The sequence below is a fragment of the Billgrantia desiderata genome (assembly GCF_900108215.1).
Taxonomy (GTDB): Bacteria; Pseudomonadota; Gammaproteobacteria; order Pseudomonadales; family Halomonadaceae; genus Halomonas; species Halomonas desiderata.
The window spans coordinates 1-24,173 of the sequence record NZ_FNVC01000037.1 but is presented as its reverse complement, the minus strand read 5'-3'; the positions used below and the strand labels follow the sequence as shown (position 1 = coordinate 24,173).

General features: G+C 65.6%; 17 protein-coding genes. 2 read left to right on the top strand and 15 right to left on the bottom strand.

Annotated elements, in window-relative coordinates; all coding sequences use genetic code 11:
* Positions 1 to 749: 749 nt before the first annotated feature.
* The 13 genes from eno to pilM form a co-directional block, all read right to left on the bottom strand.
* The gene (gene eno, locus C4S71_RS21555) at positions 750 to 2,042 is read right to left on the bottom strand and encodes a phosphopyruvate hydratase (protein ID WP_103970517.1); all 1,293 of its coding nucleotides are present in this window, start codon (positions 2,040 to 2,042) and stop codon (positions 750 to 752) included.
* 229 nt (positions 2,043 to 2,271) lie between these two features.
* Positions 2,272 to 3,129: a 3-deoxy-8-phosphooctulonate synthase gene (gene kdsA / locus C4S71_RS21550; RefSeq protein WP_086509359.1), complete on the bottom strand. Its 858-nt coding sequence runs from the start codon at positions 3,127 to 3,129 to the stop codon at positions 2,272 to 2,274.
* Positions 3,130 to 3,142: 13 nt separating this feature from the next.
* Positions 3,143 to 4,798, bottom strand: coding sequence for a CTP synthase (locus C4S71_RS21545; protein ID WP_086509299.1), 1,656 nt, complete (start codon positions 4,796 to 4,798; stop codon positions 3,143 to 3,145).
* A 128-nt stretch (positions 4,799 to 4,926) separates the two neighbouring features.
* The gene (locus tag C4S71_RS21540; protein WP_103970516.1) at positions 4,927 to 5,481 is read right to left on the bottom strand and encodes a cupin domain-containing protein; all 555 of its coding nucleotides are present in this window, start codon (positions 5,479 to 5,481) and stop codon (positions 4,927 to 4,929) included.
* Between the two features lie 111 nt (positions 5,482 to 5,592).
* The gene (locus C4S71_RS21535) at positions 5,593 to 7,014 is read right to left on the bottom strand and encodes an FAD-dependent oxidoreductase (protein ID WP_103970515.1); all 1,422 of its coding nucleotides are present in this window, start codon (positions 7,012 to 7,014) and stop codon (positions 5,593 to 5,595) included.
* 23 nt (positions 7,015 to 7,037) lie between these two features.
* Positions 7,038 to 11,489, bottom strand: coding sequence for a glutamate synthase large subunit (gene gltB / locus C4S71_RS21530; protein ID WP_103970514.1), 4,452 nt, complete (start codon positions 11,487 to 11,489; stop codon positions 7,038 to 7,040).
* A gap of 469 nt (positions 11,490 to 11,958) precedes the next feature.
* Positions 11,959 to 13,071 carry a 3-dehydroquinate synthase gene (gene aroB / locus C4S71_RS21525; RefSeq protein ID WP_103970513.1) on the bottom strand — a complete coding sequence of 371 codons (1,113 nt, stop codon included), beginning with the start codon at positions 13,069 to 13,071 and terminating at the stop codon, positions 11,959 to 11,961.
* 3 nt (positions 13,072 to 13,074) lie between these two features.
* Positions 13,075 to 13,617, bottom strand: a complete 543-nt coding sequence (gene aroK, locus C4S71_RS21520; RefSeq protein WP_103970512.1) for a shikimate kinase AroK — start codon at positions 13,615 to 13,617, stop codon at positions 13,075 to 13,077.
* Complete coding sequence (locus C4S71_RS21515; RefSeq protein ID WP_103970511.1) at positions 13,617 to 15,746, bottom strand: type IV pilus secretin PilQ; 2,130 nt, start codon at positions 15,744 to 15,746, stop codon at positions 13,617 to 13,619. The genes aroK and C4S71_RS21515 overlap by 1 nt, the downstream gene beginning before the upstream one ends.
* 58 nt (positions 15,747 to 15,804) lie before the next feature.
* Entirely contained in the window at positions 15,805 to 16,326 is a 522-nt protein-coding gene (locus tag C4S71_RS21510) for a pilus assembly protein PilP (protein WP_086509306.1), read from the bottom strand.
* Positions 16,323 to 16,946, bottom strand: coding sequence for a type IV pilus inner membrane component PilO (locus C4S71_RS21505; protein WP_086509307.1), 624 nt, complete (start codon positions 16,944 to 16,946; stop codon positions 16,323 to 16,325). Before C4S71_RS21505 ends, C4S71_RS21510 begins: the two co-directional genes overlap by 4 nt.
* Entirely contained in the window at positions 16,943 to 17,524 is a 582-nt protein-coding gene (locus C4S71_RS21500) for a PilN domain-containing protein (protein ID WP_103970510.1), read from the bottom strand. The genes C4S71_RS21505 and C4S71_RS21500 overlap by 4 nt, the downstream gene beginning before the upstream one ends.
* The gene (gene pilM / locus C4S71_RS21495) at positions 17,521 to 18,582 is read right to left on the bottom strand and encodes a type IV pilus assembly protein PilM (protein WP_086509309.1); all 1,062 of its coding nucleotides are present in this window, start codon (positions 18,580 to 18,582) and stop codon (positions 17,521 to 17,523) included. Before pilM ends, C4S71_RS21500 begins: the two co-directional genes overlap by 4 nt.
* 270 nt (positions 18,583 to 18,852) lie before the next feature.
* Here pilM and C4S71_RS21490 point away from each other — a divergent pair, with 270 nt between their 5' ends.
* Together C4S71_RS21490 and C4S71_RS21485 are read left to right on the top strand one after the other, a co-directional pair.
* Positions 18,853 to 21,378 (top strand): penicillin-binding protein 1A, encoded by a 2,526-nt coding sequence (locus C4S71_RS21490; RefSeq protein ID WP_086509310.1) that lies wholly within the window; start codon positions 18,853 to 18,855, stop codon positions 21,376 to 21,378.
* 106 nt (positions 21,379 to 21,484) lie between these two features.
* On the top strand, positions 21,485 to 22,264 hold the full coding sequence (locus tag C4S71_RS21485) for a DUF481 domain-containing protein (protein WP_086509311.1): 780 nt from the start codon (positions 21,485 to 21,487) through the stop codon (positions 22,262 to 22,264).
* 99 nt (positions 22,265 to 22,363) lie between these two features.
* Here C4S71_RS21485 and C4S71_RS21480 read toward each other — a convergent pair whose 3' ends face one another.
* Both C4S71_RS21480 and C4S71_RS21475 read right to left on the bottom strand, forming a co-directional pair.
* Complete coding sequence (locus C4S71_RS21480) at positions 22,364 to 23,635, bottom strand: malic enzyme-like NAD(P)-binding protein (RefSeq protein WP_086509312.1); 1,272 nt, start codon at positions 23,633 to 23,635, stop codon at positions 22,364 to 22,366.
* 261 nt (positions 23,636 to 23,896) lie between these two features.
* Positions 23,897 to 24,173: group II intron maturase-specific domain-containing protein (locus C4S71_RS21475; RefSeq protein WP_304481847.1), on the bottom strand; the 277-nt coding region annotated here is incomplete at its 5' end.

Here is a 24,173-nt window from a genome sequence, read left to right as displayed (position 1 = left end):
CACTGTGGCAGACCATCAGACCTCCCAGGGTAAGACGCGCGACCTTCCTCCCATACACCCGCCGCATCTACTGCCGCCCCTTCCGGATAGCTATTGGGCTTCGAGTTTCTTGGCCCTCTCGCCCAGGTGGCGACAGCCTCGTATGCGATTTCTGTTCGTCGGGCCGGGAGTTTGCCTCCAACTTCCTTCAGATTCCGTCTCGCGACGGACACCCTTGCTGTTCGGCTAACGGTTCCCGCTATCAGGGTCCGTAGGGGACTTTCACCCCCAAGTCATTCCGAGGCACCACCCTCGGAAACAGCGCCCGTCGGGCGCTGCGCGCCATGCCTGGCGCACCAAAAAAAAGGCGGCCCTAAGGCCGCCCGGCTCCCAGCATTTCCTTGGGCGGCTCCTTCCGCCCTCTCTCCAGTGGCAGCTTCCCTGCCCGGAGGCGACTTCCTGTCACACCGGGCGTGCCACGAATCAAGCATCCCGTTGCATCCTGCTGGAGAGCCTCCCGCTCTGCCTTGTCCCACACGCATTCTGGCATTTCCGCCAAAAGACGCAAACGCGCTCCTGCGCGCCCCTGGCAACCTCGCCAAATCTGGCCGGTTGACAGCGGAAACATCAAATTCTTTAAAAACAATCAGATAAAGAAAAACCGACACTCAAGGCATCGGTTTTTCCTAGTAGGATTAGGCTTGGATCGTCGCCTCTTTGTAGGCAATTTCCTACAAAATTGTCAGCGATATCGTCGGTTCAGTGCCCAATCACTGCCCTTTGATGGCCCCTCGTCCGGGGTAGCCCACCCGCTCGCCGAGCTGCTGCTCGATCACCAGCAGGCGGTTGTACTTGGCCACGCGGTCGGAGCGGCACAGGGAACCGGTCTTGATCTGACCGGCCGAGGTGCCCACCGCCAGATCGGCGATGGTGGTGTCCTCGGTCTCGCCGGAGCGGTGAGAGATGACGGCGGTGAAGCCGGCGTCCTGGGCCATCTTGATGGCGTCCAGCGTCTCGGAGAGGGAGCCGATCTGGTTGAACTTGATCAGGATGGAGTTGCCGATCTTCTCGTCGATACCGCGCTTGAGGATCTTGGTGTTGGTGACGAACAGATCGTCGCCGACCAGCTGCACCTTGTCGCCGAGCTTGTCGGTCAGCGCCTTCCAGCCGTCCCAGTCGGACTCGTCCATGCCGTCTTCGATGGAGACGATGGGGTACTGGTCGCACAGCTCGGCCAGGTAGTCGACGAAGCCATTGGCATCGAAGCTCTTGCCCTCACCGGAGAGGTTGTACTGGCCGTCCTTGTAGAACTCGGAGGAGGCGCAGTCCAGCGCCAGAGTCACGTCACGGCCAAGCTCGTAGCCGGCATCGGCGACGGCCTGCTTGATCACGGCGAGCGCCTCGGCGTTGGACTCCAGGTTGGGCGCGAAGCCACCCTCGTCGCCCACGGCGGTGGAGAGGCCCTTGGCCGACAGCACCTTCTTCAGCGCGTGGAAGATCTCGGCGCCGACCCGCAGGGCCTCGCGGAAGTTCGCGGCACCCACCGGCTGCACCATGAACTCCTGGATGTCGACGTTGTTGTCGGCATGCTCGCCGCCGTTGAGGATGTTCATCATCGGCACCGGCATGCTGTACTGGCCCGGCTGGCCGTAGAGTTCGGCGATGTGGGCGTACAGCGGCATACCCTTGGCGTTGGCCGCCGCCTTGGCTGCCGCCAGCGATACGGCGAGGATGGCATTGGCGCCCAGCTTGGCCTTGTTGTCGGTGCCGTCGAGTTCGAGCATGGCATTGTCGAGACCGCGCTGGTCGCGGGCATCCATCCCCACGAGCCGCTCGCGGATGGCGCCGTTGACGGCTTCCACCGCCTTCAGCACGCCCTTGCCCAGGTAGCGCGACTTGTCACCGTCGCGCAGCTCCAGCGCCTCGCGGGAGCCGGTGGAGGCGCCACTCGGGGCGCAGGCCACGCCCACAGCACCGCTCTCCAGGCGCACCTCGGCCTGCACGGTGGGGTTGCCGCGGGAGTCGAGCACCTCGAGGGCCTGGATATCGACAATCTTGGTCATCTCTATCGTCCTTTCATTCAGTCAGCGTTGATTGAGTCGTGGGTACCGCTTTCTCTCTCGGCCTCAAGAGGGTGCTTACAAACTACTGCGCTCGCCCATGCTGTGTTGAAATCAGTCTCAAAATGCTCATTTACAAGCCTGTAAACTCCGCTTTTTCGGCTGATTTCGCCTTGCCTGGCCATCGCTCGTGACTTTTGTAAACACCCTCTTGGAGCTGCCTGGGTAGCCGTTATTCGATTTTCAGCGCCGGGAAGCCCTTGACCAGATCGTCGAGTGCTTTCGCCTGGGTCAGGAAGGGTTCGAGCTGGTCCAGCGGCAGCGCGCAGGGGCCGTCGCACAGGGCGCTGTCGGGGTCCGGATGCGCCTCGAGGAACAGCCCGGCCAGCCCCACGGCAATGCCGGCGCGCGCCAGCTCGGCCACCTGCTGGCGACGCCCACCGGCGCTGTCGGCGCGCCCGCCCGGACGCTGCAAGGAGTGGGTGACATCGAAGAATACCGGGCAGCCGGTCTGCTTCATATCACCAAAACCGAGCATATCGACGATCAGATTATTATACCCGAAGCTCGACCCACGTTCGCAAAGCAACACGCGATCGTTGCCTGCCTCTTCGCACTTGCGAATGATGTGGCGCATCTCGTGGGGCGCCAGGAACTGCGGCTTCTTGATGTTGATCACCGCGCCGGTTTTGGCCATGGCCACCACCAGGTCGGTCTGGCGTGCCAGAAAGGCCGGCAGCTGGATGATGTCGGCCACCTCGGCCACCGGCTCGGCCTGCCACGGTTCGTGCACGTCGGTGATCACCGGCACGCCGAAGCGCTGCTTGATCTCGGCCAGTATCTCCAGCCCCTTCTCCAGGCCGGGACCGCGGAAGGAGTGGATGGAGCTGCGGTTGGCCTTGTCGAAGCTGGCCTTGAACACATAGGGCATGCCGAGCCGACCGGTCACCTCGACATAGGTCTCGGCCACCTCGAGGGCCAGCTCACGGGACTCCAGCACGTTCATGCCGCCGAGCAGCATCAGCGGCAAAGAATTGCCGGCGGTGAGGCCGGCAAAGGAGATATGACGTTCGGGTGTGGACGGGGTCATGGCAGACATGGTCTCACTCCTGATGCGAGGAGAGCGCGCGAGCGCGCGCCGCCTTGTGCTCCAGCGCCGCATTGACGAAGCCGGTGAACAGCGGATGGCCGTCGCGCGGCGTGGAGGTGAACTCGGGATGGAACTGGCAGGCCACGAACCAGGGGTGGTCGGGCAGCTCGATCATCTCCACCAGCGAGTTGTCGACGCTCTTGCCGGAGACCACCAGACCGGCCTTCTCCAGCTGCTCTATGAACTGGTTGTTGACCTCGAACCGGTGGCGATGGCGCTCGACGATCTCGTCGCTGCCGTAGGCCTCGCGCGCCTTGGTGCCCGCCGCGAGGTGGCACACCTGGCCGCCCAGACGCATGGTGCCGCCCAGGTCGGAGGCCTCGTCACGCAGCTCGATCTTGCCCTCGGCGTTGATCCACTCGGTGATCAGGCCGACCACCGGGTGCTGGGTGTCGTGGGTGAACTCGGTGGAGTTGGCATCTTCCCAGCCGGCCACGTGGCGGGCGAACTCGATCACCGCCACCTGCATGCCGAGGCAGATGCCGAGGTAGGGAATGCCGTTCTCGCGAGCGTAGCGGGCGGTCGCGATCTTGCCCTCCACGCCGCGCTCGCCGAAGCCGCCGGGCACCAGGATCGCATCCTTGCCGGCCAGGCGATCGGTGCCCTGACGCTCGATGATCTCGGAGTCGATGTAGTCGACATTGACCTTGACCCGGGTCTGGATGCCGGCGTGGATCAACGCCTCGTTGAGCGACTTGTAGGCGTCGAGCAGCTCCATGTACTTGCCGACCATGGCGATGTTGATCGACTTCAGCGGATTGAGCTTGGCGTCGAGCACCCGGACCCACTCATCGAGGTCGGCCGGCGCCGCCTCGAGGCGCAGCTTGTCGCAGACGATCTCGTCGAGGCCGTGCTCGTGGAGCATCAGCGGGATACGGTAGATGGTGTCGGCATCCTGCAGCGGCACCACGGCGCGCTCTTCGACGTTGGTGAACAGCGCGATCTTGCGCCGCTCGGTCTCCTCCAGCTCGACTTCGCTGCGACAGATCAGGATGTCGGGCTGGATACCGATGGAGCGGAGCTCCTTGACGCTGTGCTGTGTCGGCTTGGTCTTGGTCTCGCCGGCGGTCTTGATGTAGGGCACCAGGGTGAGGTGCATGAAGATCGCCCGGCTGGCGCCCAGCTCGCTTCTGATCTGGCGGATCGACTCGAGGAACGGCAGCGACTCGATGTCGCCCACGGTACCGCCGATCTCCACCAGGGCCACGTCGAAGCCCTCGCCGCCGGCATACACGCGACGCTTGATCTCGTCGGTGATGTGCGGGATCACCTGCACGGTGCCGCCCAGGTAGTCGCCGCGGCGCTCGCGACGCAGCACGTGCTCGTAGACGCGGCCGGTGGTGAAGTTGTTGCCCTGGGTCATCTTGGTGCGGATGAAGCGCTCGTAGTGGCCCAGGTCGAGGTCGGTCTCGGCGCCATCTTCGGTGACGAACACCTCGCCGTGCTGGAAGGGGCTCATGGTGCCCGGATCCACGTTGATGTAGGGATCGAGCTTGAGCATGGTGACCTTGAGGCCACGCGCCTCGAGAATCGCCGCCAGCGAGGCCGACGCGATGCCCTTGCCGAGAGAGGACACAACGCCGCCGGTCACGAAGATATATCGTGTCATGGAGAACCTGTCGAAACGTGATCGGTAGGCCCGGCAGAAAGCCGCGCCAGGATGGGACGACAGCGTAGCAGATTACGACCAATGGCTCAATTTCGCCGCAGCTACGCCGAGATTCACGCCTGAGCCGCTCAGCCCCACCAGCGCGCGCTGTCGCCTCCCAGCGGATCGCGAGGCGGTAGCGAAACCTGGGCGATGCGCGCCACGGCGGCATCGTGAGCCTCCGGGTCGGCGCCTATCAGGTCGAGTTGACGCTGATCCTCGGGATAGGCGGCGAGCAGCAAGAAGTCCTCGCTGGCTTCCAGGTGACAGTGACCGGTGCCCGCCGGCAGTACCAGAACATCGCCGACCTGCAGGGTGAAATCCTCACCCCGTTCTCCGCCCAGGCGCAGCCTGCCCCGGCCCGAGAGCACGCCGAAGGTTTCGTGAGCAATGGAGTGGTAGTGGTGGTAATCGTAGACCCCACCGCGCCAGCTCGGCTGCCAGCCGTTGGCGCAAAAAAGCCGCTCGAAGCGCGCCGCGATGGCCTCGCGGTCGAGCGCGCCAGCGACCCCGTGAGAGCGGAACAGCAGTGTAGGCAGAGGGCTGTTGGGAATGCGGCCGTCGTCGTTGAAGCGCTGGCACTCGGGGGCTACGGAACCGCCATGGGCCTCGGCCAAGCCCAGCATTTCGAGCGAATCGTCCATGATCGTCTCCTTGAATGAGTGAGCTCGTGTCGACCTGAGTCTAGAAAATATCGGCCGAAACGAAAACGCCCCGGCACCTGGCCGGGGCGGAGCACATGGGGAGCGGTGCGCTTACACGCCGAGGTAGTCGAGGATGCCCTCGGCGGCCTGACGGCCCTCGAACACGGCGGTGACCACCAGATCGGAGCCGCGCACCATGTCGCCGCCGGCGAAGATCTTCTCGTTGGTGGTCTGAAAGGCGTAGGCGCCCTTCTCGGGTGCCAGCACACGGTCACGCTCGTCGAGTTCGATACCGAACTTCTCGAACCAGGGCGCCGGGCTCGGCTGGAAGCCGAAGGCGATGACCACGGCGTCGGCCGGCAGGATCTCCTCGGAGCCGGGCACCACCTCGGGGCGACGACGACCGTTCTCGTCGGGCTCGCCCAGGCGCGTGCGCACTACCTTCACGCCCTCGACCTTGCCTTCGCCGACCACCGCCACCGGCTGACGGTTGAACAGGAACTCCACGCCCTCCTCGCGGGCGTTGGCCACCTCGCGCTTGGAACCGGGCATGTTCTCCTCGTCGCGACGATAGGCACAGGTGACCGAGCTGGCCCCCTGGCGAATCGCCGTGCGGTTGCAGTCCATGGCGGTGTCGCCGCCGCCCAGCACCACCACCTTCTGGCCTTCCAGCGAGACGTAGTCGGCAGGGTCGGCCTCGAAGCCGAGGCAGTGATTGACGTTGGCGATCAGATAGTCGAGCGCCTTGTGCACGCCGGGCAGGTCCTCACCCGGGAAGCCGCCGGTCATGTACTTGTAGGTGCCCATACCGAGGAACACCGCGTCGTACTCCTCGAGCAGCGACTCGAAGGGGATGTCCTTGCCGATCTCAACGCCCAGGCGGAACTCGATACCCATCTCCTCGAACACCGCCCGGCGGCGCTCCATCACCGTCTTGTCGAGCTTGAACTCGGGGATGCCGAAGGTCAGCAGGCCGCCGATCTCGGGGTACTTGTCGAACACCACCGGCTTGACGCCGTTGCGCACCAGGATGTCGGCGCAGCCGAGCCCCGCCGGCCCGGCGCCGACGATGGCGACCTTCTTGTCGGTCCAGGTGACCTGGGACATGTCGGGACGCCAGCCCATGGCGAAGGCGGTATCGGTGATGTACTTCTCCACCGAGCCGATGGTCACCGCACCGAAGCCGTCGTTGAGGGTGCAGGCACCCTCGCACAGGCGGTCCTGCGGGCACACCCGGCCGCACACCTCGGGCAGCGAGTTGGTCTTGTGTGACAGCTCGGCGGCCTCGATGATGTTGCCCTCGGCCACCAGCTGCAGCCAGTTGGGAATGTAGTTGTGCACCGGGCACTTCCACTCGCAGTACGGGTTGCCGCAGTGCAGGCAGCGGTGCGACTGGCTGGCCGCCTCCTGGGGCTTGTACGGCTCGTAGATCTCGGCGAACTCGCGCGAGCGGGTCCGGGCATCCTTCTTCTGCGGGTCCTGGCGGCCCACGTCGAGGAACTGAAAGTCGTTTCTGGTCAATCGGTTGGCCATTTGCGTATCTCCTGGAATCCGGCTCACTCGGGACGTCTGCGCGATTCGTCGAGCAGGCTGCCAAGGCTTGCCGCCTTGGGCTTGACCAGCCAGAAATGACGCACGTGTTCGCTGAAGTCGTCGAGAATCTCGCGTCCGCGGGCAGAGTTCGTCTCGCTCACGAACTCCTCGATGATCTCCCGCAAGTGACGCCGGTAGGCCTCCATGGCCTCGGTGTTGATCCGGTGGATCTCCACCAGCTCATGGTTGTAGCGATCGACGAAGGAGCGGTCCTCGTCGAGCACGTAGGCAAAGCCACCGGTCATGCCGGCACCGAAGTTGACACCGGTCTCGCCGAGTACGCAGACCAACCCTCCGGTCATGTACTCGCAGCAGTGGTCGCCGGCCCCCTCGATCACCGCATGGGCGCCGGAGTTGCGCACGGCGAAGCGCTCGCCGGCGGTGCCGGCGGCAAACAGCTTGCCGCCGGTGGCGCCGTACAGGCAGGTGTTGCCGATGATCGCCGTCTTGTGGCTCTCGAAGCGGCTGCCGCGGGGCGGTACCAGCACCACTTTGCCGCCGTTCATGCCCTTGCCGACGTAGTCGTTGGCATCGCCTTCCAGGTAGAGGTGTAGCCCGCGCGCGTTCCACACGCCGAAGCTCTGCCCGGCCACGCCGGTGAAGCGCAGCGTGATGGGAGCGTCCTCGAGGCCGGCTTCGCCGTAGTGCTTAGCCACCGCCCCCGAGGAGAGCGCAGGCACCGAACGATCGCAGTTGGTGATGGTGAAGGCGAACTCACCGCCGCTCTTGTCGGCGATGGCCTGCTCGATGGCGGCCAGCACTTCCTGGTTCTTGGTACCCGGGTCGTGGGGCACGTTGCGGCTGACCTGACAGAACTGCGGCGCATCGGCGGGCACGAAGTCGTTGGCCAGCAGCGGCGTCAGGTCGAGCTTGCGCTGGGAAGCGGTCTCGCCCTCCAGCACCTCGAGCAGGTCGGTGCGACCGATCAGGTCGGTCAGCTTGCGCACTCCCATCATCGCCATCAGCTCGCGCACTTCTTCGGCGATGAAGCGGAAGTAGTTCTTGACCATGTCCACGGTGCCGCGGAAATGCTCGTCGCGCAGGTACTGATGCTGGGTGGCCACGCCGGTGGCACAGTTGTTGAGGTGACAGATACGCAGGTACTTGCAGCCCAGCGCCACCATCGGTGCGGTGCCGAAGCCGAAGCTCTCGGCGCCGAGGATCGCCGCCTTGACCACGTCGAGGCCGGTCTTCAGGCCGCCGTCGGTCTGCAGACGGATCTTGTCGCGCAGGCCGTTGATGCGCAGCGCCTGGTGCACCTCGGGCAGGCCCAGCTCCCACGGCGAGCCGGCGTGCTTGATCGAGGTCAGCGGGCTGGCCGCGGTGCCGCCGTCGTAGCCGGACACGGTGATCAGGTCGGCGTAGGCCTTGGCCACGCCGGTGGCGATGGTGCCGATGCCGGGCTCGGAGACCAGCTTCACCGACACCTGCGCCTCCGGGTTGACCTGCTTGAGGTCGAAGATCAGCTGCGCCAGGTCCTCGATGGAATAGATGTCGTGGTGCGGCGGCGGTGAAATCAGCGTCACGCCGGGCACCGAGTAGCGCAGCCGCGCGATCAGGTCGTTGACCTTGCCGCCGGGCAGCTGTCCGCCCTCGCCGGGCTTGGCGCCCTGGGCCACCTTGATCTGCAGCACTTCGGCGTTGACCAGATAGGTCGGGGTGACGCCGAAGCGTCCGGAGGCGACCTGCTTGATCTTGGAGCTGCGAATGGTGCCGTAGCGCGCCGGATCCTCGCCGCCCTCGCCGGAGTTGGAGCGCCCGCCGGCCTCGTTCATGGCCTGGGCCAGCGCTTCATGAGCCTCGGGGGAGAGCGCGCCCAGCGACATGCCGGCACTGTCGAAGCGCGGAATCAGCTCATCGATCGACTCCACCTCCTCGAGCGGCAGCGCCGCTTCGGCGGCCTTGAGCTTGAACAGGTCGCGGATGGTCGCAGCGGGGCGCTCGTTGACCAGTCGGGCGAATTTCTTCCACTTGGCGTAGTCGCCCTCCTGCACGGCCTCCTGCAACGCCTTCACCACGTCGGGGTTGTAGGCGTGATACTCGTGGTCGTGCACGTACTTGAGCAGGCCGCCCTGGGCGATACCCTTTCGCGGCGTCCAGGCGTCACGGGCCAGCAGCTCCTGCTGCAGCTGCAGCTCGCTGAAGCCGGTGCCCTCGATGCGCGAGGCCATGCCGGTGAAGCACAGCTCGATCACCTCGGAGGAGAGTCCCACCGCCTCGAACAGCTGCGAGCCGCGGTAGGAGGCCAGCGTCGAGATCCCCATCTTGGAGAGGATCTTGTAGAGCCCCTTCTGCATGCCCTTGCGGTAGTTCTCGCGGGCATCGGCCGGGTTGCCGCTGAGCTCGCCGGTGCGGTGCATGTCGGCCATCACTTGGTAGGCCAGCCACGGGAACACCGCGGTGGCGCCGACACCGAACAGCACCGCCATCTGGTGAGCGTCGCGGGCATAGCCGGTCTCGACCACGATGTTGGCGCGCGGGCGCAGGGCCAGCTTGCCCAGATGGTGGTGCACCGCCCCCACCGCCAGCGCGGCGTGGATCGGCAGCTGCCCCTTCTCCAGGTTGGCATCCGACAGCACCAGGATCACCTTGCCCTCGTGCACCGCGGCTTCGGCCTGGCGGCACAGCTCGATGATGGCCGCCTTGAGCCCCACCTGCTCCGGGTCGTAGCCCAGGCAGAGGCGGTGATGAGAGAAGGCCGGGTCGTCCTGCTCGAGCAGCGCGGTGAACTTGCGCGGCGACAGCACCGGCGTGGTCATGATGATGCGGTGGGCGTGCTCGGGGGTGGCCTTGAACACGTTGAGCTCGGCGCCGATGCAGGTCTCCAGCGACATCACGATCGCTTCGCGCAGCGGATCGATGGGCGGATTGGTGACCTGGGCGAACTTCTGACGGAAGTAGTCGGTGAGCAGCCGGCTGCGACGCGACAGCACCGCCATGGGCGTGTCGTCGCCCATGGAGCCCACCGCCTCCTGACCGCTCTCGGCCAGTGGCCGCAGCACCTGGTCACGCTCCTCGAAGCTGACCTGGAACATCTTCTGCCAGGTGTTGACCGCGTCGGAGTCCATGTTCTGGAAGCTGGCCAGCTCGGTCAGCGCCGATTCCAGATAGTGCGCCTCCTCCTTCAGCCAGCGCTTGTAGGGATAGGCGGACTTCAGCCGCTCGTCGATGTCCTCGGTGTGCAGCACTTCGCCGGTGTGGGTGTCCACGGCGAGGATCTGGCCCGGGCCGACACGGCCCTTGGCCACAACATCCTGTGGCTTGTAATCGTAGGTGCCGATCTCCGAGGCCAGGGTGATGTAGCCGTTCTTGGTGATCACCCAGCGCGCCGGACGCAGGCCGTTGCGGTCGAGCATGCAGACCGCCTGGCGGCCGTCGGTCATGACCAGACCGGCAGGGCCGTCCCACGGCTCCATGTGCATGGAGTTGTATTCGTAGAAGGCGCGCAGCTCCGCCCCCATGGTCTCGACGTTCTGCCAGGCCGGCGGCACCATCATGCGCACCGCCCGGTGCAGCTCCATGCCGCCCATCAGCAGCACTTCGAGCATGTTGTCCATGCTCGAGGAGTCGGAGCCCGTGGTATTGACGATCTCGTCGAGCTCGGCGATGTCGGGCAGCCGCTCGTTGACGAAGTTCTCCTTGCGCGAGTTGGCCCAGCCGCGGTTGGCTTCGATGGTGTTGATCTCGCCGTTGTGGGCGAGGAAGCGGAACGGCTGCGCCAGCGGCCAGCGCGGCTCGGTATTGGTGGAGAAGCGCTGGTGGAACACGCAGATCGAGGTCTGCAGCCGCTCGTCGCCCAGGTCCTGATAGAAGGTGGGAAGATCCACCGGCATCATCAGGCCCTTATAGGAGATCACCTGGGACGACAGCGAGCTGACGTAGAAGTCCTGCTCGTCGCGCAGCATCTGCTCGGCCCGGCGGCGGGCCATGAACAGATCGACGTCGAAGCGCTCGGGGTCGCTGAGCTTGCCCGGCTCAACGAACAGATGGCGAATGCGCGGCAGGCAGGCGCGGGCGATGGGCCCGCAGTAGGTGGGATCCACCGGCACGTTGCGCCAGCCGCGGATCACCAGGCCGCAGGCACGCAGCTCACCTTCCAGGATGCCGCGGGCGCGAGCCTCCTTGGCGTCGTCGTCGGGCAGAAACACCGCGCCCACGGCGAACAGTTCACCCAGCTCGACGTCGAGCGCCTCGGCGGCGGCCTCGCGCATGAAGGCCTCGGGCATTTTCAGCAGCAGACCGCAGCCGTCACCGGTCTTGCCATCGGCGGCAATACCGCCGCGATGGGTCATGCAGGTGAGAGACTCGATGGCGGTACGCAGCAGATCGTGGCTGGCCTGCCCTTCCATATGTGCGATCAGGCCGAACCCGCAGTTGTCACGGAACTCGCCTGGTTGATGAAGGCCTCGGTTCATGGGCGTGCCTCAGAAAATGACTATTGACCAAACAACAGCAGTTATGTATTTTGATCTGTTTTCTTCTTGTTATGACTGCCAAGAGCAGCCTGCTGCCGTCGCGAGAAAAGGACGCCCAGCATAGACACTTACTGCCCCGCCGCGCAATCTCCCGCCCGCCACACCGCCTCCAAAACTCTCGTCAAATCCGCAACTTGCTGAATGAATCAAAGCAAAAAAAACCACCAGTTCAAAGACTTGCGAAACCCATAAACGGATTTCAAACGATCGAAACCGAGTATGCGACTTTAGTCTAAAAACACCCATTTTCCCCATGCCGATACGGCATGAGGCATACGGATTTGATGCCTGAGATGCAACACGGGTCGCTCAGAACAGTTCAGAACAGCAGCCGACAAACGGCAAGCAGGCCGCACGAATCGCTTCGTGCGGCCTGCTTGCGCTCAAGAGAGGAAAAATGGGCTAAACGTCAGCTTCGCGGAAACGCTGTCAGCAGCTCCTCGAGCAGCTCCCGAGGGGTCTGGTCGTGGATCACCGCCCGGCCCAGCGCCTCGAGCAGGATCAGGCGCAGGCGCTCGTCGACATTCTTCTTGTCCAGACGCATGCGGGTGAGGAAGTCTTCCACGCCCATGTCGGCGGGCGCCTCCAGCGGCAGGCCGGCGGCGGCGATGATGCTGGCGGTGCGCTCGACGTCGCCGGCATTCAGCCAGCCGAGCCGATGCGAGAGCTCGGCCGCCATCAGCATGCCGACCCCCACGGCCTCGCCGTGCAGCCACTGGCCGTAGCCCTGGTGCGCCTCGATGGCATGACCGAAGGTATGCCCGAGGTTGAGCAGCGCGCGTACGCCCTGCTCGGTTTCGTCCTCGGCCACGATCTCGGCCTTGAGCCGACAGCTGCGCTCGATGGCCCAGGCCAGTGCTTCCGGCTGCAAGGCCCTCAGCGCGGTCATTTCGTCTTCCAACCAGGCGAGGAACTCGGCATCGCGGATCAGACCGTACTTGATCACCTCGGCCAGCCCCGCCGAGAGCTCCTTGGCCGGCAGCGTGCGCAGGGTATCGGTGTCGATCAGCACCGCCCGCGGCTGCCAGAAGGCACCGATCATGTTCTTGCCCAGCGGATGATTGACACCGGTCTTGCCGCCTACCGAAGAGTCCACCTGGGAGAGCAGCGTGGTGGGCACCTGGATGAACGCCACGCCGCGCTGATAGCAGGCGGCGGCGAAGCCGACCATGTCGCCGATCACCCCGCCACCCAGGGCGATCAGGGTGCAGCGTCGGTTGAAGCCGGCCTCCAGCAGCGCATCCCAGACAAGGCCGACGCTGGCCAGGGTCTTGGTCGCCTCGCCGTCGGGCAGCACCAGTTCGCGCACCATGGCGTCACTCGGCAGCCCCGCCTTGAGGCGCGCCAGGTAATGGGGGGCAACCGCTTCGTTGGTGACGATCATGACCTGGCGCCCGGCCAGGTAGGGCGTCAGCCAGGCCGGATCGCCGAGCAGGCCGGCACCGATGTGGATGGGATAGCTGCGCTCGCCCAGCGCCACCTGAAGCGTGCGCGGGACGATGGAGGTTTCGCTCTCGGTCATGGTTCAGGCCTTGGCTTGTAGAGGGTCGACCAGCCGCTGCACGCGGCGCACGATCTCGTTGACCACCGCACGGGGGCTGCGCCGGTCGGTGCGCACCACGATATCGGCCGTGGCGCGATAGAGCGGGTCGCGCAGATCGAACATCGCGCGCAGCACCTGCTCGCGGTCGGGGCGCTGCAACAAGGGACGGTTGCGATCCTTGGCCACGCGCTTGAGCTGCTGCTCGACGGTGGTGAACAGATAGATCACGGTGCCTCGCTCGCGCAGCCGCCGACGGTTCTCCTCGCGCAGCACCGCCCCGCCGCCGGTGGCAATGACCACCCCTTCGAGCTCGGTCAGCTCTTCGATCATCTGCACTTCGCGCTGGCGAAAGCCCGCCTCGCCCTCGACGTCGAAGATCCAGGGGATATCGGCCCCGCAGCGGGCCTGGATCTCATGGTCGCTGTCGAGGAACTGACGCGAAAGTTCGGCCGCCAGAAGGCGGCCGATGGTGCTCTTTCCCGCCCCCATGGGGCCGATCAATATCAGATTGGGCAAGTCCTGCATCAGCGAATCGCCAGGCCGTCCTCGAGTATGCGTGGAGTGATGAAGACCAGCAGCTCCACCTTCTGATTGCTCGACTCATTGTACCGGAAAAGCCTGCCCAGCACAGGCAGGTCGCCGAAGAAGGGCGTCTTGGCCAGGCGGCTCAGCTGTTCGGTGGTGAGAATGCCGCCGAGCACCACCGTCTCGCCGTTGTCGACCAGTACCTGGGTCTCGATGCGATTGGTATCGATGGGCGGCGCCTGACCCGGCAGGGCCTCACGGAAGCTGTCGTTGGTGATCACCAGATCCATGATGATGCGATTGTCCGGGGTGATCTGCGGCGTCACCTCGAGCGACAGCAGCGCCTCCTTGAAGTCGGTCTCGGTACCCCGGTCGCTGATGGTCTGGAAGGCCCGCTCCTCGCCCTGCTGGATGATGGCAGTGCGCTGGTTGGCGGTGATCACCCGCGGCTGCGAGATGGTCTGACTCTTGTTCTCGCTCTCCAGCGCGCGCAGCTCGAGGTCGAGCAGAATGTCGCCGGAAAGGTAGCCGAAACCGAAGCTGGTCATGGGGTTGGCGCTGCCCAGATCGACGGCCAGGCCGCCGCGCTGGAAGCGGCTGCCGGACGGGGTATCGAACTCGCCGGTGAACTGGCCGCGCGAGTCGCGCTGCCCGGTGAAACCGTCGCCCGTCACGGCAGTGGGAACGCCGCTGGAGGCGCCCCCCAGGTTGAGGCGGCTGCTGCCGCGCGACGACGCTCCCCAGTTGACCCCGAGCTCCTGGGTCACACCATCGCGGGCGATGACGATACGCGCCTCGATCTGCACCTGACGCACCGCCACGTCGAGCTGATCCAGGGTGCGCAGGATCTCCTGGATCTGGTCGGCGGTGTCCTGGATCAGCAGGGTGTTGGTGCGCTGATCCACCGCCACGCGGCCGCGCTCGGTGAGCAGGCCGAAGCCGTCGCCGCCGCGCAGCAGCTGCGCCAGATCCTCGGCGCGGGCATAGCGCACCTGAACGTACTCCGAGACCAACGGCGCCAGGGTCTCGACCTGGGCCCGCGCCTCGAGCTCCTGACGCTCGATGTTGGCCAGCTCGCTGGCCGGAGCCACCATGATCACGTTGCCCTCCTGGCGACTGGCCAGGCCGTGGCTCTTGAGCACCAGGTCGAGCGCCTGATCCCAGGGCACGTCCTGCAGGTTGAGGGTGACCTGGCCGGTCACGCTGTCGCTGGCCACCAGGTTGAGTCCGGTGAAATCGGCGATGATCGCCAGCACCGAGCGCACCTCGATGTCCTGGAAGTTGAGCGTGATGCGCTCGCCGGTATAGGGGAACTGCTGGCGTATCCGCTGCTCGCGCTCCTGCTGGGTGACGGGCTGCGCCTCGATGGTTAGCTGACGCCCGCTCTGGGTGGAGAGCATGGCGAACTCGCCGCTGCCCTCTATCTCGAGGGTCACGCCGTCGCGCCCGACTCGCGGCGTGATGCGCCGCAGCGGCGTGCCGAAGTCGCTGACGTCGAGCACCTGGTTGTGCGCCTCCGGCAGGTCGACGCCGCTTAGCTCGGCGACGATGCGGTTGCGGCCCGATTCGCGCACCCTGGCATCGACCCCGCCCCGATCGAAGGTGACGATCAACCGCCCCGCGCCGCCCTCGCCGCGGCGAAAGTCGATGTCGGCGATACTCGGCATGCCGCTGGGGGCAGCCGATGCCGGCGCCGAGGTCTGAGGCGCCGCCGGCTCGGGGCGCGCCGCGGCCGTGGACGGCGCAGTCGCCGGACCGCCGATGGTCAGCCGCAGTTGGTCGCCCTGCTGCACGGTGTCGTAGGGTAGCGGGCGGTCCATGTGAAAGACCAGCCGCGTACGCGAGCCGGCTTCGAGCGCCGTGACCTGCTCGACGCCACCAATGCCCAGGTCGAGACGGCGACGCTCCAGAGCGTTGGCCGTATCGACGAGATCGATGGTCAGACGTGCGGGCTCGTCCAACCGGTAGCCGCGCACTTCGGGCACCCCGCCACGAAAGCTCAGATCGATCAGCAGCTCGCCGCGCTCGCCCTGACGAAAGTCGAGGTCGGTCAACGTGGATGCCGCCACGACCGGTGTCGCCGTCAATGCCAGGCAGAGTACCGCCAATGTGCCAATCAGATGTCTCATCGTTCCCCTTCCCCTCTGCCCGTTACCACTATCCTGCTGCCACGACTGCCGCCGTGCTCTAGCGACGCTCTTCGAGCGCCAGGCGAGCCGTTCGCTCCATCCACCCGCCGCCGCCGGTAGGCACCAGCTCCACCAGCTGCACCGACGAGTCGGTGATGCCGACCACCCGGCCGTGATTGCGCCCCAGGTGATTGCCGGTGCGCAGGCGATGCACCTCGCCTCCCGGCGCCCTCACCAGGGCATTCGTCTGGCCGCCCATGGTCAAGATGCCCACCAGCCTGAGCGCTTCCAGGTCGTATGCCTCGAGCGGCTCCCGGGCGCGTTCGGGATCGGGCGCCAGGTCGCTGCTGCCCCGCGGCGCTGCCTCCGGCTCCGGCAGCTGCGGCCGGAACGGGCTGCGACGATCGCTGGCCTGGTAGGGTACCGCTGCATAGTCGGGCACCTCCGGCATCTCCAGCGGGCGCGGCATACCGGGATCGTTGCGAATGTCGGTCAGCCGGCGGTCCAGCTCGCCCAGCTGCGGATCGGCGCAGCCGGCCAGCAGCAGGGTTGCCAAGGCCAGCAGCCAGCGCACTTTCATCGCGCACCCTCCCCGCCCTGCGGCCGATAGCTGTAGGTGCGCGCCAGCATGGAGAGGCGCAGACGATCGCTGCCCTCCACCGGCGCCAACACGAAGTCGTGCAGCGTGACGATACGCGGCAATGCCGCAACGCCGGCCAGGAAGCCGGCAATGTGGTGATATTCGCCCTCCACCTGGATATCGAAGGGCCGCTCGATATAGAAGTCACGCTCCACGGTGCTGCGCAGCCGAATGAAATCGATCGACAGGTGGTGGTCGAGGGCGCTTTCGCTGATGCTGTCGATCAGCGAGGGAATCTCGGCGCCGGAAGGCAGCATGGCCATCAGCTCGCCCATGCGCGTTTCGAGCAGGGCCATCTGCTCGAGCATCTCCGGCAGCTGGGCCGCCTGGGCGGCACGGTTGCGGTAATCCGCCAGCAGGCGTGCCTCCTCGGCCTCGGCACGCTGCAGCTCATCGGCCTTGGGACCCGCCAGGTACCAGTGTGTCGCGGCGAAAGTCAGGCCGAGCACCAGCAGGCAGCACAGCCACTGCAGCAGCAGCGGCCAGGTGCCGGACTCCTTGAGGTCCAGTTCACGCCAGTCGAGCTCGCGGAGACGACGAAACTCTGCCTGCAGGCTCATGACTCGTCTCCCGCTTCAGCGTTTTCCGCCCCCTGAGCGCCTTCCGTGAGCTGCACCACACCGAGACTGAAGCGACGACGCTCACCGCCGCCATCGGCTTCGACCTCCGACAGCACCGGCTCGGAGAACGAGGGCGCAGCCGCCAGGGACCGCATCTGCTCGGAGACCCGGTGATTGCTCTCGGCCCGGCCCGACAGCCGCAGTTGATCGCCCTGCCGGCTCAGTTGGGTGTAGTGAACGCCGTCGACCAGGCTCAGGGTCAGGTCGCGAAACACACGCACGGTCTGGGAGCGCCCCTGCTGCAGGTCGCTGAAGACCTGAACCTGACCGATCATGCGCTCGCGTATGGCTTCGTATTCGCGAATCGAGCGTATGTCGCCGTCGAGCTGCTGCATCCGGGCCTGCACATGGGCGTTGCGCTGCTGCTGGGCGCTCACTGCCATGTCGTAGAAGTGGGCCATGCCCAGCCCACCGGCTCCGCCGAGCACCGCCATCGCCGCCAGGGCCAGATAGAAGCGCCGGCTGCGACGCGCGCGCTGCTGCTCCCGCCAGGGCAGGAGATTGATTTCGATGCTCATGAGACCGACCTCATCGCCAGGCCGCAAGCGGTCACCATGGCCGGCGCATCGCTGGCCAGGGTCTGCACGTCGATACGCGAATTGATGCGCATGCGCAGGAAGGGATTGGCGATCACCACCTGCATGGCGCTCTCCTGGGCGAGCCGTTCGGCCAGCCCCGGAATCACGCTGGAACCACCGGCAAGGACCATGCGCTTCACTTCATGCTTGCGTCCCGCGGTGTAATAGAGCTGCAGCGAGCGGCCGACCTGCTGAACGACGGTCTCGATGAAAGGGATCAGAACGCTGGCGCGGTAATCCTCGGGCAGGCCGCCGCGCTTCTTGGCCAGCCCAGCCTCCTCCAGGGTCAGACCGTAGCGCGCGCGAATCTCCTCGGTGAGCTGACGTCCGCCGAACACGGTGTCGCGACTGTAGACGATGCGGCCGCCGCGCAGCACGTGGAATGCGTTCATGGTGGCACCGATATCGACCAGCGCCACGCAGTCGTCTTCGCCCGCCGCGGGCGGCAGCTGCTGGCGCAGCTCGCCGAAGGCGCGCTCCATGGCAAAGGTTTCCACGTCTACCGCCGCCGGGATCAGGCCGGCCTGGTTCAGCGCATCGGTGAGCTGGCTGACGTCCTGCTGGCGGCAGGCGACCAGCAGGACGTCCTGCTGGTCGCCGTAGCGGGCATTGAGCCCCAGGCGCTGAAAATCGAAGGCCACCTCACTGAACGGAAACGGAATGTGTTTGTCAGATTCGAGTTGAATGCGCGCCTCGATCTCGTCGTCGTTGAGCGAGGCGGGAAGCGTGAGGGTCTTGGTGATGGCGGCACTGGCCGGAACGGCTGCCACGGCCAGGCGTGACGTTGGCCGGGCGCTCTCCACGGCTCGCCGCAGTGCGTCGGCCACTTCGCCCATGTCGCGAATGCGCCGTTCGACCACGGCACCTTCACGCAGCGGCCTGACGGCATAGCTTTCGATCTGGTAGCGGGAACCCATCCGCCTGAGTTCGATCAGCTTGACCGTTGCCGAAGTAATGTCGACACCGATCAACCCTTTACCGGAGGGTCTGAGTCGCATCAATCGTTGCCCTTGCGTATACGCTGCGATGAGCGCCTGTCCTACATTATACTTATGCGCCTTGATGTATCAGGAACCACAAGGCTGACAGAAATCATACTCGCTCTCCACGACCGAGGTTACATGATAATTTGCCAGCCCACACAAAGTTGGACGGACATTCCCTCAACGCTGGTGGTAGAAGGCCCGGATTCCTTATAATGGGCAGGCCAGTGAAGGCTTCCTTTCATCGCCATTTCTTCACGCTCTCACCACGGACAACGCCTTTTCATGAAGTGGATCAAGACTTTGGTTTTCTCGGCCTTCTGGCTATTGGTATCGCTGACCGCCGCGGCTCTGCTCAGCGTGGCCGGGGCGGCCCTCTACTTCGCACCGGGCCTGCCCGACGTGCGCCAGCTGCAGGACTTCGAGCTGCACACGCCGCTGCGCGTCTTCACCCGTGACGGCAAGCTGATCGGCGAGTTCGGCGAGGAGCGCCGCATGGCGGTCTCCTTCGACGAGATTCCCGAGGACTTCATCCAGGCGCTGCTGGCCGCCGAGGACGCCGCCTTCTTCGAGCATCGCGGCGTCGACCCCCGTGGCCTGGCCCGCGCCGCCGTGGAGCTGGTCTCCAGCGGAGGCGACATCCAGTCGGGCGGCTCCACCATCACCATGCAGGTGGCGCGCAACTACCTGCTCACGCTCGACCGCACCTTCACCCGCAAGATCCGCGAGATCCTGCTGGCGCTGCAGATGGAGCGCATCCTCACCAAAGAAGAGATCCTCGAGCTCTACGTCAACAAGATCTTCCTGGGCAACCGCGCCTACGGCATCGCTGCCGCCGCGGAGGTCTACTACAACAAGCCGCTGGAAGAGCTGACCCTGGCAGAGAAGGCGATGATCGCCGGCCTGCCCAAGGCACCGTCGTCGTTCAACCCGCTGGCCAACCCCGAGCGCTCGCTGATCCGCCGCAACTGGATCCTCTACCGCATGCGTCAGCTCGGCAACATCGACCAGGCGACCTACGAAGCCGCCGTGCAGGAGCCGGTCACGGCCCGCCGTCACGTGGCCCAGATCGAGGTCGACGCCGATTACGTGGCAGAGATGGCACGTCAGTACGCCGTGGAGCGCTTCGGCGAGGAAGCCTATACCGGCGGCTATCGCATCCACACGACGCTGGACAGCCAGCTGCAGCCCTACGCCCGCCAGGCTCTGGCCCGCGGCCTGATCGACTACGACACGCGCCACGGCTGGCGCGGCCCGGAGGAGCGTGAAATCCCCTCGAGCCTCGCCGAGGCTCAGGCCCGCACCGAACGCCGCGGTCTGGAGGAAGAGCTGGCCGAGTCGCCGGAGATCATGCAGACCGCCCGGCAGGCCGCCGAACGCAGCCAGACCCGCGTGGAGGGCATCGAAGGCGACGTCAGCAACTGGCTGCGAGTGCTCGAGCGCACCCCCGGCTTCGGCCCGTTGCAGCCGGCTATCGTGGTGGCCAGCGAAGGGCGCGAGATGCGTGTACTGACCCGCGGCGGAGAGCTCGTCACGCTGAACTGGGACGGCCTGTCATGGGCCCGCGCCTACCGCAGCCCCAGGGCCCGCGGGCCGGAGCCCAGCTCGGCCAGCGAGATCGCCTCACGCGGCGATCTGGTGCGCATCCTGCAGCGCGACAACGGCAGCTGGCGACTCTCCCAGCGCCCCGACGCGGAAGGCTCGATCGTTGTCATGGAGCCCGACACCGGCGCCATTCTCGCCCTTCAGGGCGGCTTCAGCTTCAACGCCAGCAAGTTCAACCGCGCGGTACAGGCCCAGCGCCAGTCCGGCTCGATCTTCAAGCCGTTCGTCTTTCTTGCCGCGCTGGACACCGGCCTGATGACCGCCTCCACCGTGGTCAACGATGCCCCCGTGGTCATGCACGACGGCAGCAGCCTGTGGCGGCCGGTCAACTCCAGCGGCGACTTCCTCGGCCCGACCCGGCTGCGCGAAGCGCTGGCCCGCTCACGCAACCTGGTGACCATCCGCATCCTGCAGACCCTGGGGCTGGACAGCACCATCGAGTACCTGGAAGGATTCGGCTTCAGCCGCAGCCGCCTGCCCCACGGCCTGTCGCTGGCGCTGGGCAGCGCCGACCTGACGCCACTGGAGATGACCAACGCCTATGCCGTGCTGGCCAACGGCGGCCATCGGGTATCGCCATGGTTCATCGAGCGCGTTACCCGCGGCAGCGACGACAACGTGCTCGACGAAGCCCGCCCGGCCATCGCCTGCCGCAGCTGCGACGCGGGACAGACAGAGGTCGTCATCGATGGCAGAACCTATGACGTCGCCCCGCGGGTCGCCGACCCCACCGCCGTCTACATTCTGCGCGACATGCTGCGCGACGTGATCGAGAGCGGCACCGGGCGCGCCGCGCTGTCGCTCAATCGCAACGACGTGGTAGGCAAGACCGGCACCACCAACAATCAGCGCGACGGCTGGTTCGCCGGCTACAACGACGATCTGGTGGTCACGGTCTGGATCGGCAAGGACAACAACGAGTCCATCGCCGAGTACGGCGGCAATGCCGCCCTGCCGATCTGGATCGACTTCATGGGCAACGCCCTGAACGGTCGTCCGGAAGCCAGACCCGAGCCGCCTGCCGGCCTCATCACCGCTCGCGTCGATGCCCAGACCGGCCGCCGTCTGGCCGACGGCCAGCCCGGCGGGATCACCGAGATCTTCCACCCGGACTATCTGCCCGACATGGAGCCTCGCCGCGTCGAACAGGAGATCGAACAGCGCAGCGGCTCGCAGGGCACCGGTAGCTACGAAGCGATCTTCTAAAGACTCGCCGTTCCTGGCGGCAAGGATGCCGCCATCGTCTTGTCGACTGACGAAACGCCGCCCCTCGAGGCGGCTTGACCTTGGACAACAGGACAGGTTCGTTGCCATGCCACGATTCAGGCCACTCAGGCCATGGAGTGCAGCCGGACCCGCGCTTTTGCTTTTGCTTCTGCTGCTGCTTTTTCCTGGCCTCGCCCTTGCCGCCAGCGTGTTCTATGCACCGCCACCACCCGAGGACGGCGCCCCTGCCTTCGGCGGCGAAGCCGAGCTCGGCTACACCCACCTCGCCGGCAATACCGACAGCCAGACCCTGATCGGCAAGAGCCGGCTCACCTGGTTGACGGGACGTCTGAGCCACACCCTGCGTGGCGAAGTGCGCAACGTGACCCGAGACGGCACCACCAGCGCCGAGCAGTACCTGCTCTCGCTGCGCGAGCGCTACGACTTCAACGGCCCCCACTATTTGTTCGGCTTTGGCCGCTGGGAGCGTGACCGCTTCAGCGGCTACGACCACCAGCTCACTGCCATCGGCGGCTACGGGCGGGACGTCATCGATACCCAGCGCCATCGCCTTTCGCTGGAGGCGGGGCCGGGCTATCGCCACGACCGCATCCGGGACGAGGAGAACGACAACCTGGGGCTGGCCTACGCCGCTCTCGATTACCTGTGGACGCTCTCCCCTCACTCCTATGTACGCCAGGAAATGTCGGTGGAAGCCGCCAACGAGAACACCACGTCGCGCTCGGTCTCCTCGCTGACCGCCAGGCTCAACTCCCGTCTGTCGATGCGCCTCTCCCATGAGGTGAGGCACAACTCGAGCCCGCCGGAAACGGCCGATGCCAACACCGACCATACCACCAGCGTGACGCTGCTCTACACCTGGTAATCGCCAGACACCATCGCCCCTGACCGTACCCACGAAACGCACTGCGCCGGCCCAAGGGCCGGCGCAGTGCGTTGGTGGCGAAGCCTCGGACGCGGTCGATCAACCGCCGTAGACGTCGTCCACCGTCTTCAGCGGGTAGTGAGCGGGATAAGGACGCCGTGCCACGCCGGAGTCCACCGCGGCCTGAGCCACCGCCGCCGGGATACGCTCCAGCAGGCGCACGTCGACCGGCGTGGGAATGATGTATTCGGGGCCGAACTCCATGTGCTCGCGCTCGTAGGCGTCCAGCACCTCCTGGGGCACCGGCTCACGCGCCAGATCCTTGAGCGCATGTACCGCGGCCACTTTCATCTCCTCGTTGATGCGCGTGGCGCGCACGTCCAACGCCCCGCGGAAGATGAAGGGGAAGCCCAGCACGTTGTTGACCTGATTGGGATAGTCGGAGCGACCGGTGGCCATGATCACGTCGGGGCGTGCCTCGCGTGCCACGTCGGGGTGAATCTCCGGGTCGGGGTTGGTGCAGGCGAAGACGATGGGGTTCGGCGCCATCTTGCGGATGTGCTCGGCAGTCATCAGGTTCGGCCCGGACAGACCGATGAAGACGTCGGCACCGTCGATGGCATCGTCCAGGGTGCGCTTGTCGGTCTCCACCGCGAACATCGCCTTGTAGGGGTTGAGCCCCTCGCGACCGGAATGAATCACCCCGCGCCGGTCCAGCATCACCAGATTCTCGGCGCGCGCCCCGCAGGCCAGCAGCAGCTTCATGCAGGCAATGGCCGCCGCCCCGGCCCCCAGACAGACGATCTTGGCGTCCTCCAGCCGCTTGCCGGCGATCTCCAGCGCGTTGAGCATGCCGGCCGCGGTGACGATGGCAGTGCCGTGCTGATCGTCATGGAACACGGGGATGCTGCACTGCTCGACGAGAGCCTGTTCGATCTCGAAGCACTCCGGCGCCTTGATGTCTTCGAGATTGATGCCGCCCCAGGTATCGGCAATGCGCGCCACCGTATCGATGAACGCCTGCGGGCTCTCGGCATTGACCTCGATGTCCACCGAGTTGATGCCGGCGAAGCACTTGAACAGCACCCCCTTGCCTTCCATCACCGGCTTGCTGGCCAGCGGCCCGAGATTGCCCAGACCGAGGATGGCGCTGCCGTCGGAGATCACCGCGACCAGATTGCCCTTGCCGGTGTAGCGGTAGGCATTCTCCGGGTCACGCGCAATCTCCCGTACCGGCTCGGCGACACCTGGACTGTAGGCAAGGGAAAGATCACGAGCGGTAGCGGTAGGCTTGGTCAGCTCCACGGAGAGCTTTCCGGGAATCGGCTTGGCGTGATAGTCCAGCGCTGCCTGCTTCTTGGCGTCTGTCATGCTGAAAGTCCGGTATCCATCTTGGGGAAGGGCCACCTACCATATAGAAAAACCTTCCACATCTCAATGAAACGCCCGTTCGCGTTTTTTATGCGCGCTTTCGCGAACGTTGCTTACCATTTGCTGCAACTTATAGCTCCCAAGGCAACCATAACCGATACCTTATCGATCCCTCCCGACAAACGACGGGATCGGGTAGGGGCCGGGGTCACCCCCGGCGCCCTCCCACACCACCGTACGTACCGTTCGGTATACGGCGGTTCATGAAGAACGGCTAAGCCCTCTTACCGTATCGAGTACCGAGATCAGGCCCAGTCCATCAAACCACTTCCTTGGCAGGGCCTGATTCATGTGCGAGGCCCCGGCGTTCCACCAGGCGCCTCGCCCATTTCCCGCTGACTTCCACGCCCGATAGTCGTCCAGCCCCAGCGCCAAGAGCTTACGACGCCGGGTCCGCGGGCGCTTCCACTGCCGCCAGATCACGCAGCGCAGTCGGCGACGTATCCAACCATCCAGCGCTTCCAGTGGACGCTTCACG

Bases quoted from the DNA above. Each gene is read 5' to 3' on its own strand.
- eno (WP_103970517.1), bottom strand. From the start codon at position 2,042: ATGACCAAGATTGTCGATATCCAGGCCCTCGAGGTGCTCGACTCCCGC.
- pilM (WP_086509309.1), bottom strand. From the start codon at position 18,582: ATGCGACTCAGACCCTCCGGTAAAGGGTTGATCGGTGTCGACATTACT.
- kdsA (WP_086509359.1), bottom strand. From the start codon at position 3,129: ATGACCCCGTCCACACCCGAACGTCATATCTCCTTTGCCGGCCTCACC.
- C4S71_RS21510 (WP_086509306.1), bottom strand. From the start codon at position 16,326: ATGAAAGTGCGCTGGCTGCTGGCCTTGGCAACCCTGCTGCTGGCCGGC.
- C4S71_RS21485 (WP_086509311.1), top strand. From the start codon at position 21,485: ATGCCACGATTCAGGCCACTCAGGCCATGGAGTGCAGCCGGACCCGCG.
- C4S71_RS21535 (WP_103970515.1), bottom strand. From the start codon at position 7,014: ATGGCCAACCGATTGACCAGAAACGACTTTCAGTTCCTCGACGTGGGC.
- aroB (WP_103970513.1), bottom strand. From the start codon at position 13,071: ATGACCGAGAGCGAAACCTCCATCGTCCCGCGCACGCTTCAGGTGGCG.
- C4S71_RS21505 (WP_086509307.1), bottom strand. From the start codon at position 16,946: ATGAGCCTGCAGGCAGAGTTTCGTCGTCTCCGCGAGCTCGACTGGCGT.
- aroK (WP_103970512.1), bottom strand. From the start codon at position 13,617: ATGCAGGACTTGCCCAATCTGATATTGATCGGCCCCATGGGGGCGGGA.
- C4S71_RS21515 (WP_103970511.1), bottom strand. From the start codon at position 15,746: ATGAGACATCTGATTGGCACATTGGCGGTACTCTGCCTGGCATTGACG.
- C4S71_RS21540 (WP_103970516.1), bottom strand. From the start codon at position 5,481: ATGGACGATTCGCTCGAAATGCTGGGCTTGGCCGAGGCCCATGGCGGT.
- C4S71_RS21490 (WP_086509310.1), top strand. From the start codon at position 18,853: ATGAAGTGGATCAAGACTTTGGTTTTCTCGGCCTTCTGGCTATTGGTA.
- C4S71_RS21545 (WP_086509299.1), bottom strand. From the start codon at position 4,798: ATGACACGATATATCTTCGTGACCGGCGGCGTTGTGTCCTCTCTCGGC.
- C4S71_RS21480 (WP_086509312.1), bottom strand. From the start codon at position 23,635: ATGACAGACGCCAAGAAGCAGGCAGCGCTGGACTATCACGCCAAGCCG.
- C4S71_RS21500 (WP_103970510.1), bottom strand. From the start codon at position 17,524: ATGAGCATCGAAATCAATCTCCTGCCCTGGCGGGAGCAGCAGCGCGCG.
- gltB (WP_103970514.1), bottom strand. From the start codon at position 11,489: ATGAACCGAGGCCTTCATCAACCAGGCGAGTTCCGTGACAACTGCGGG.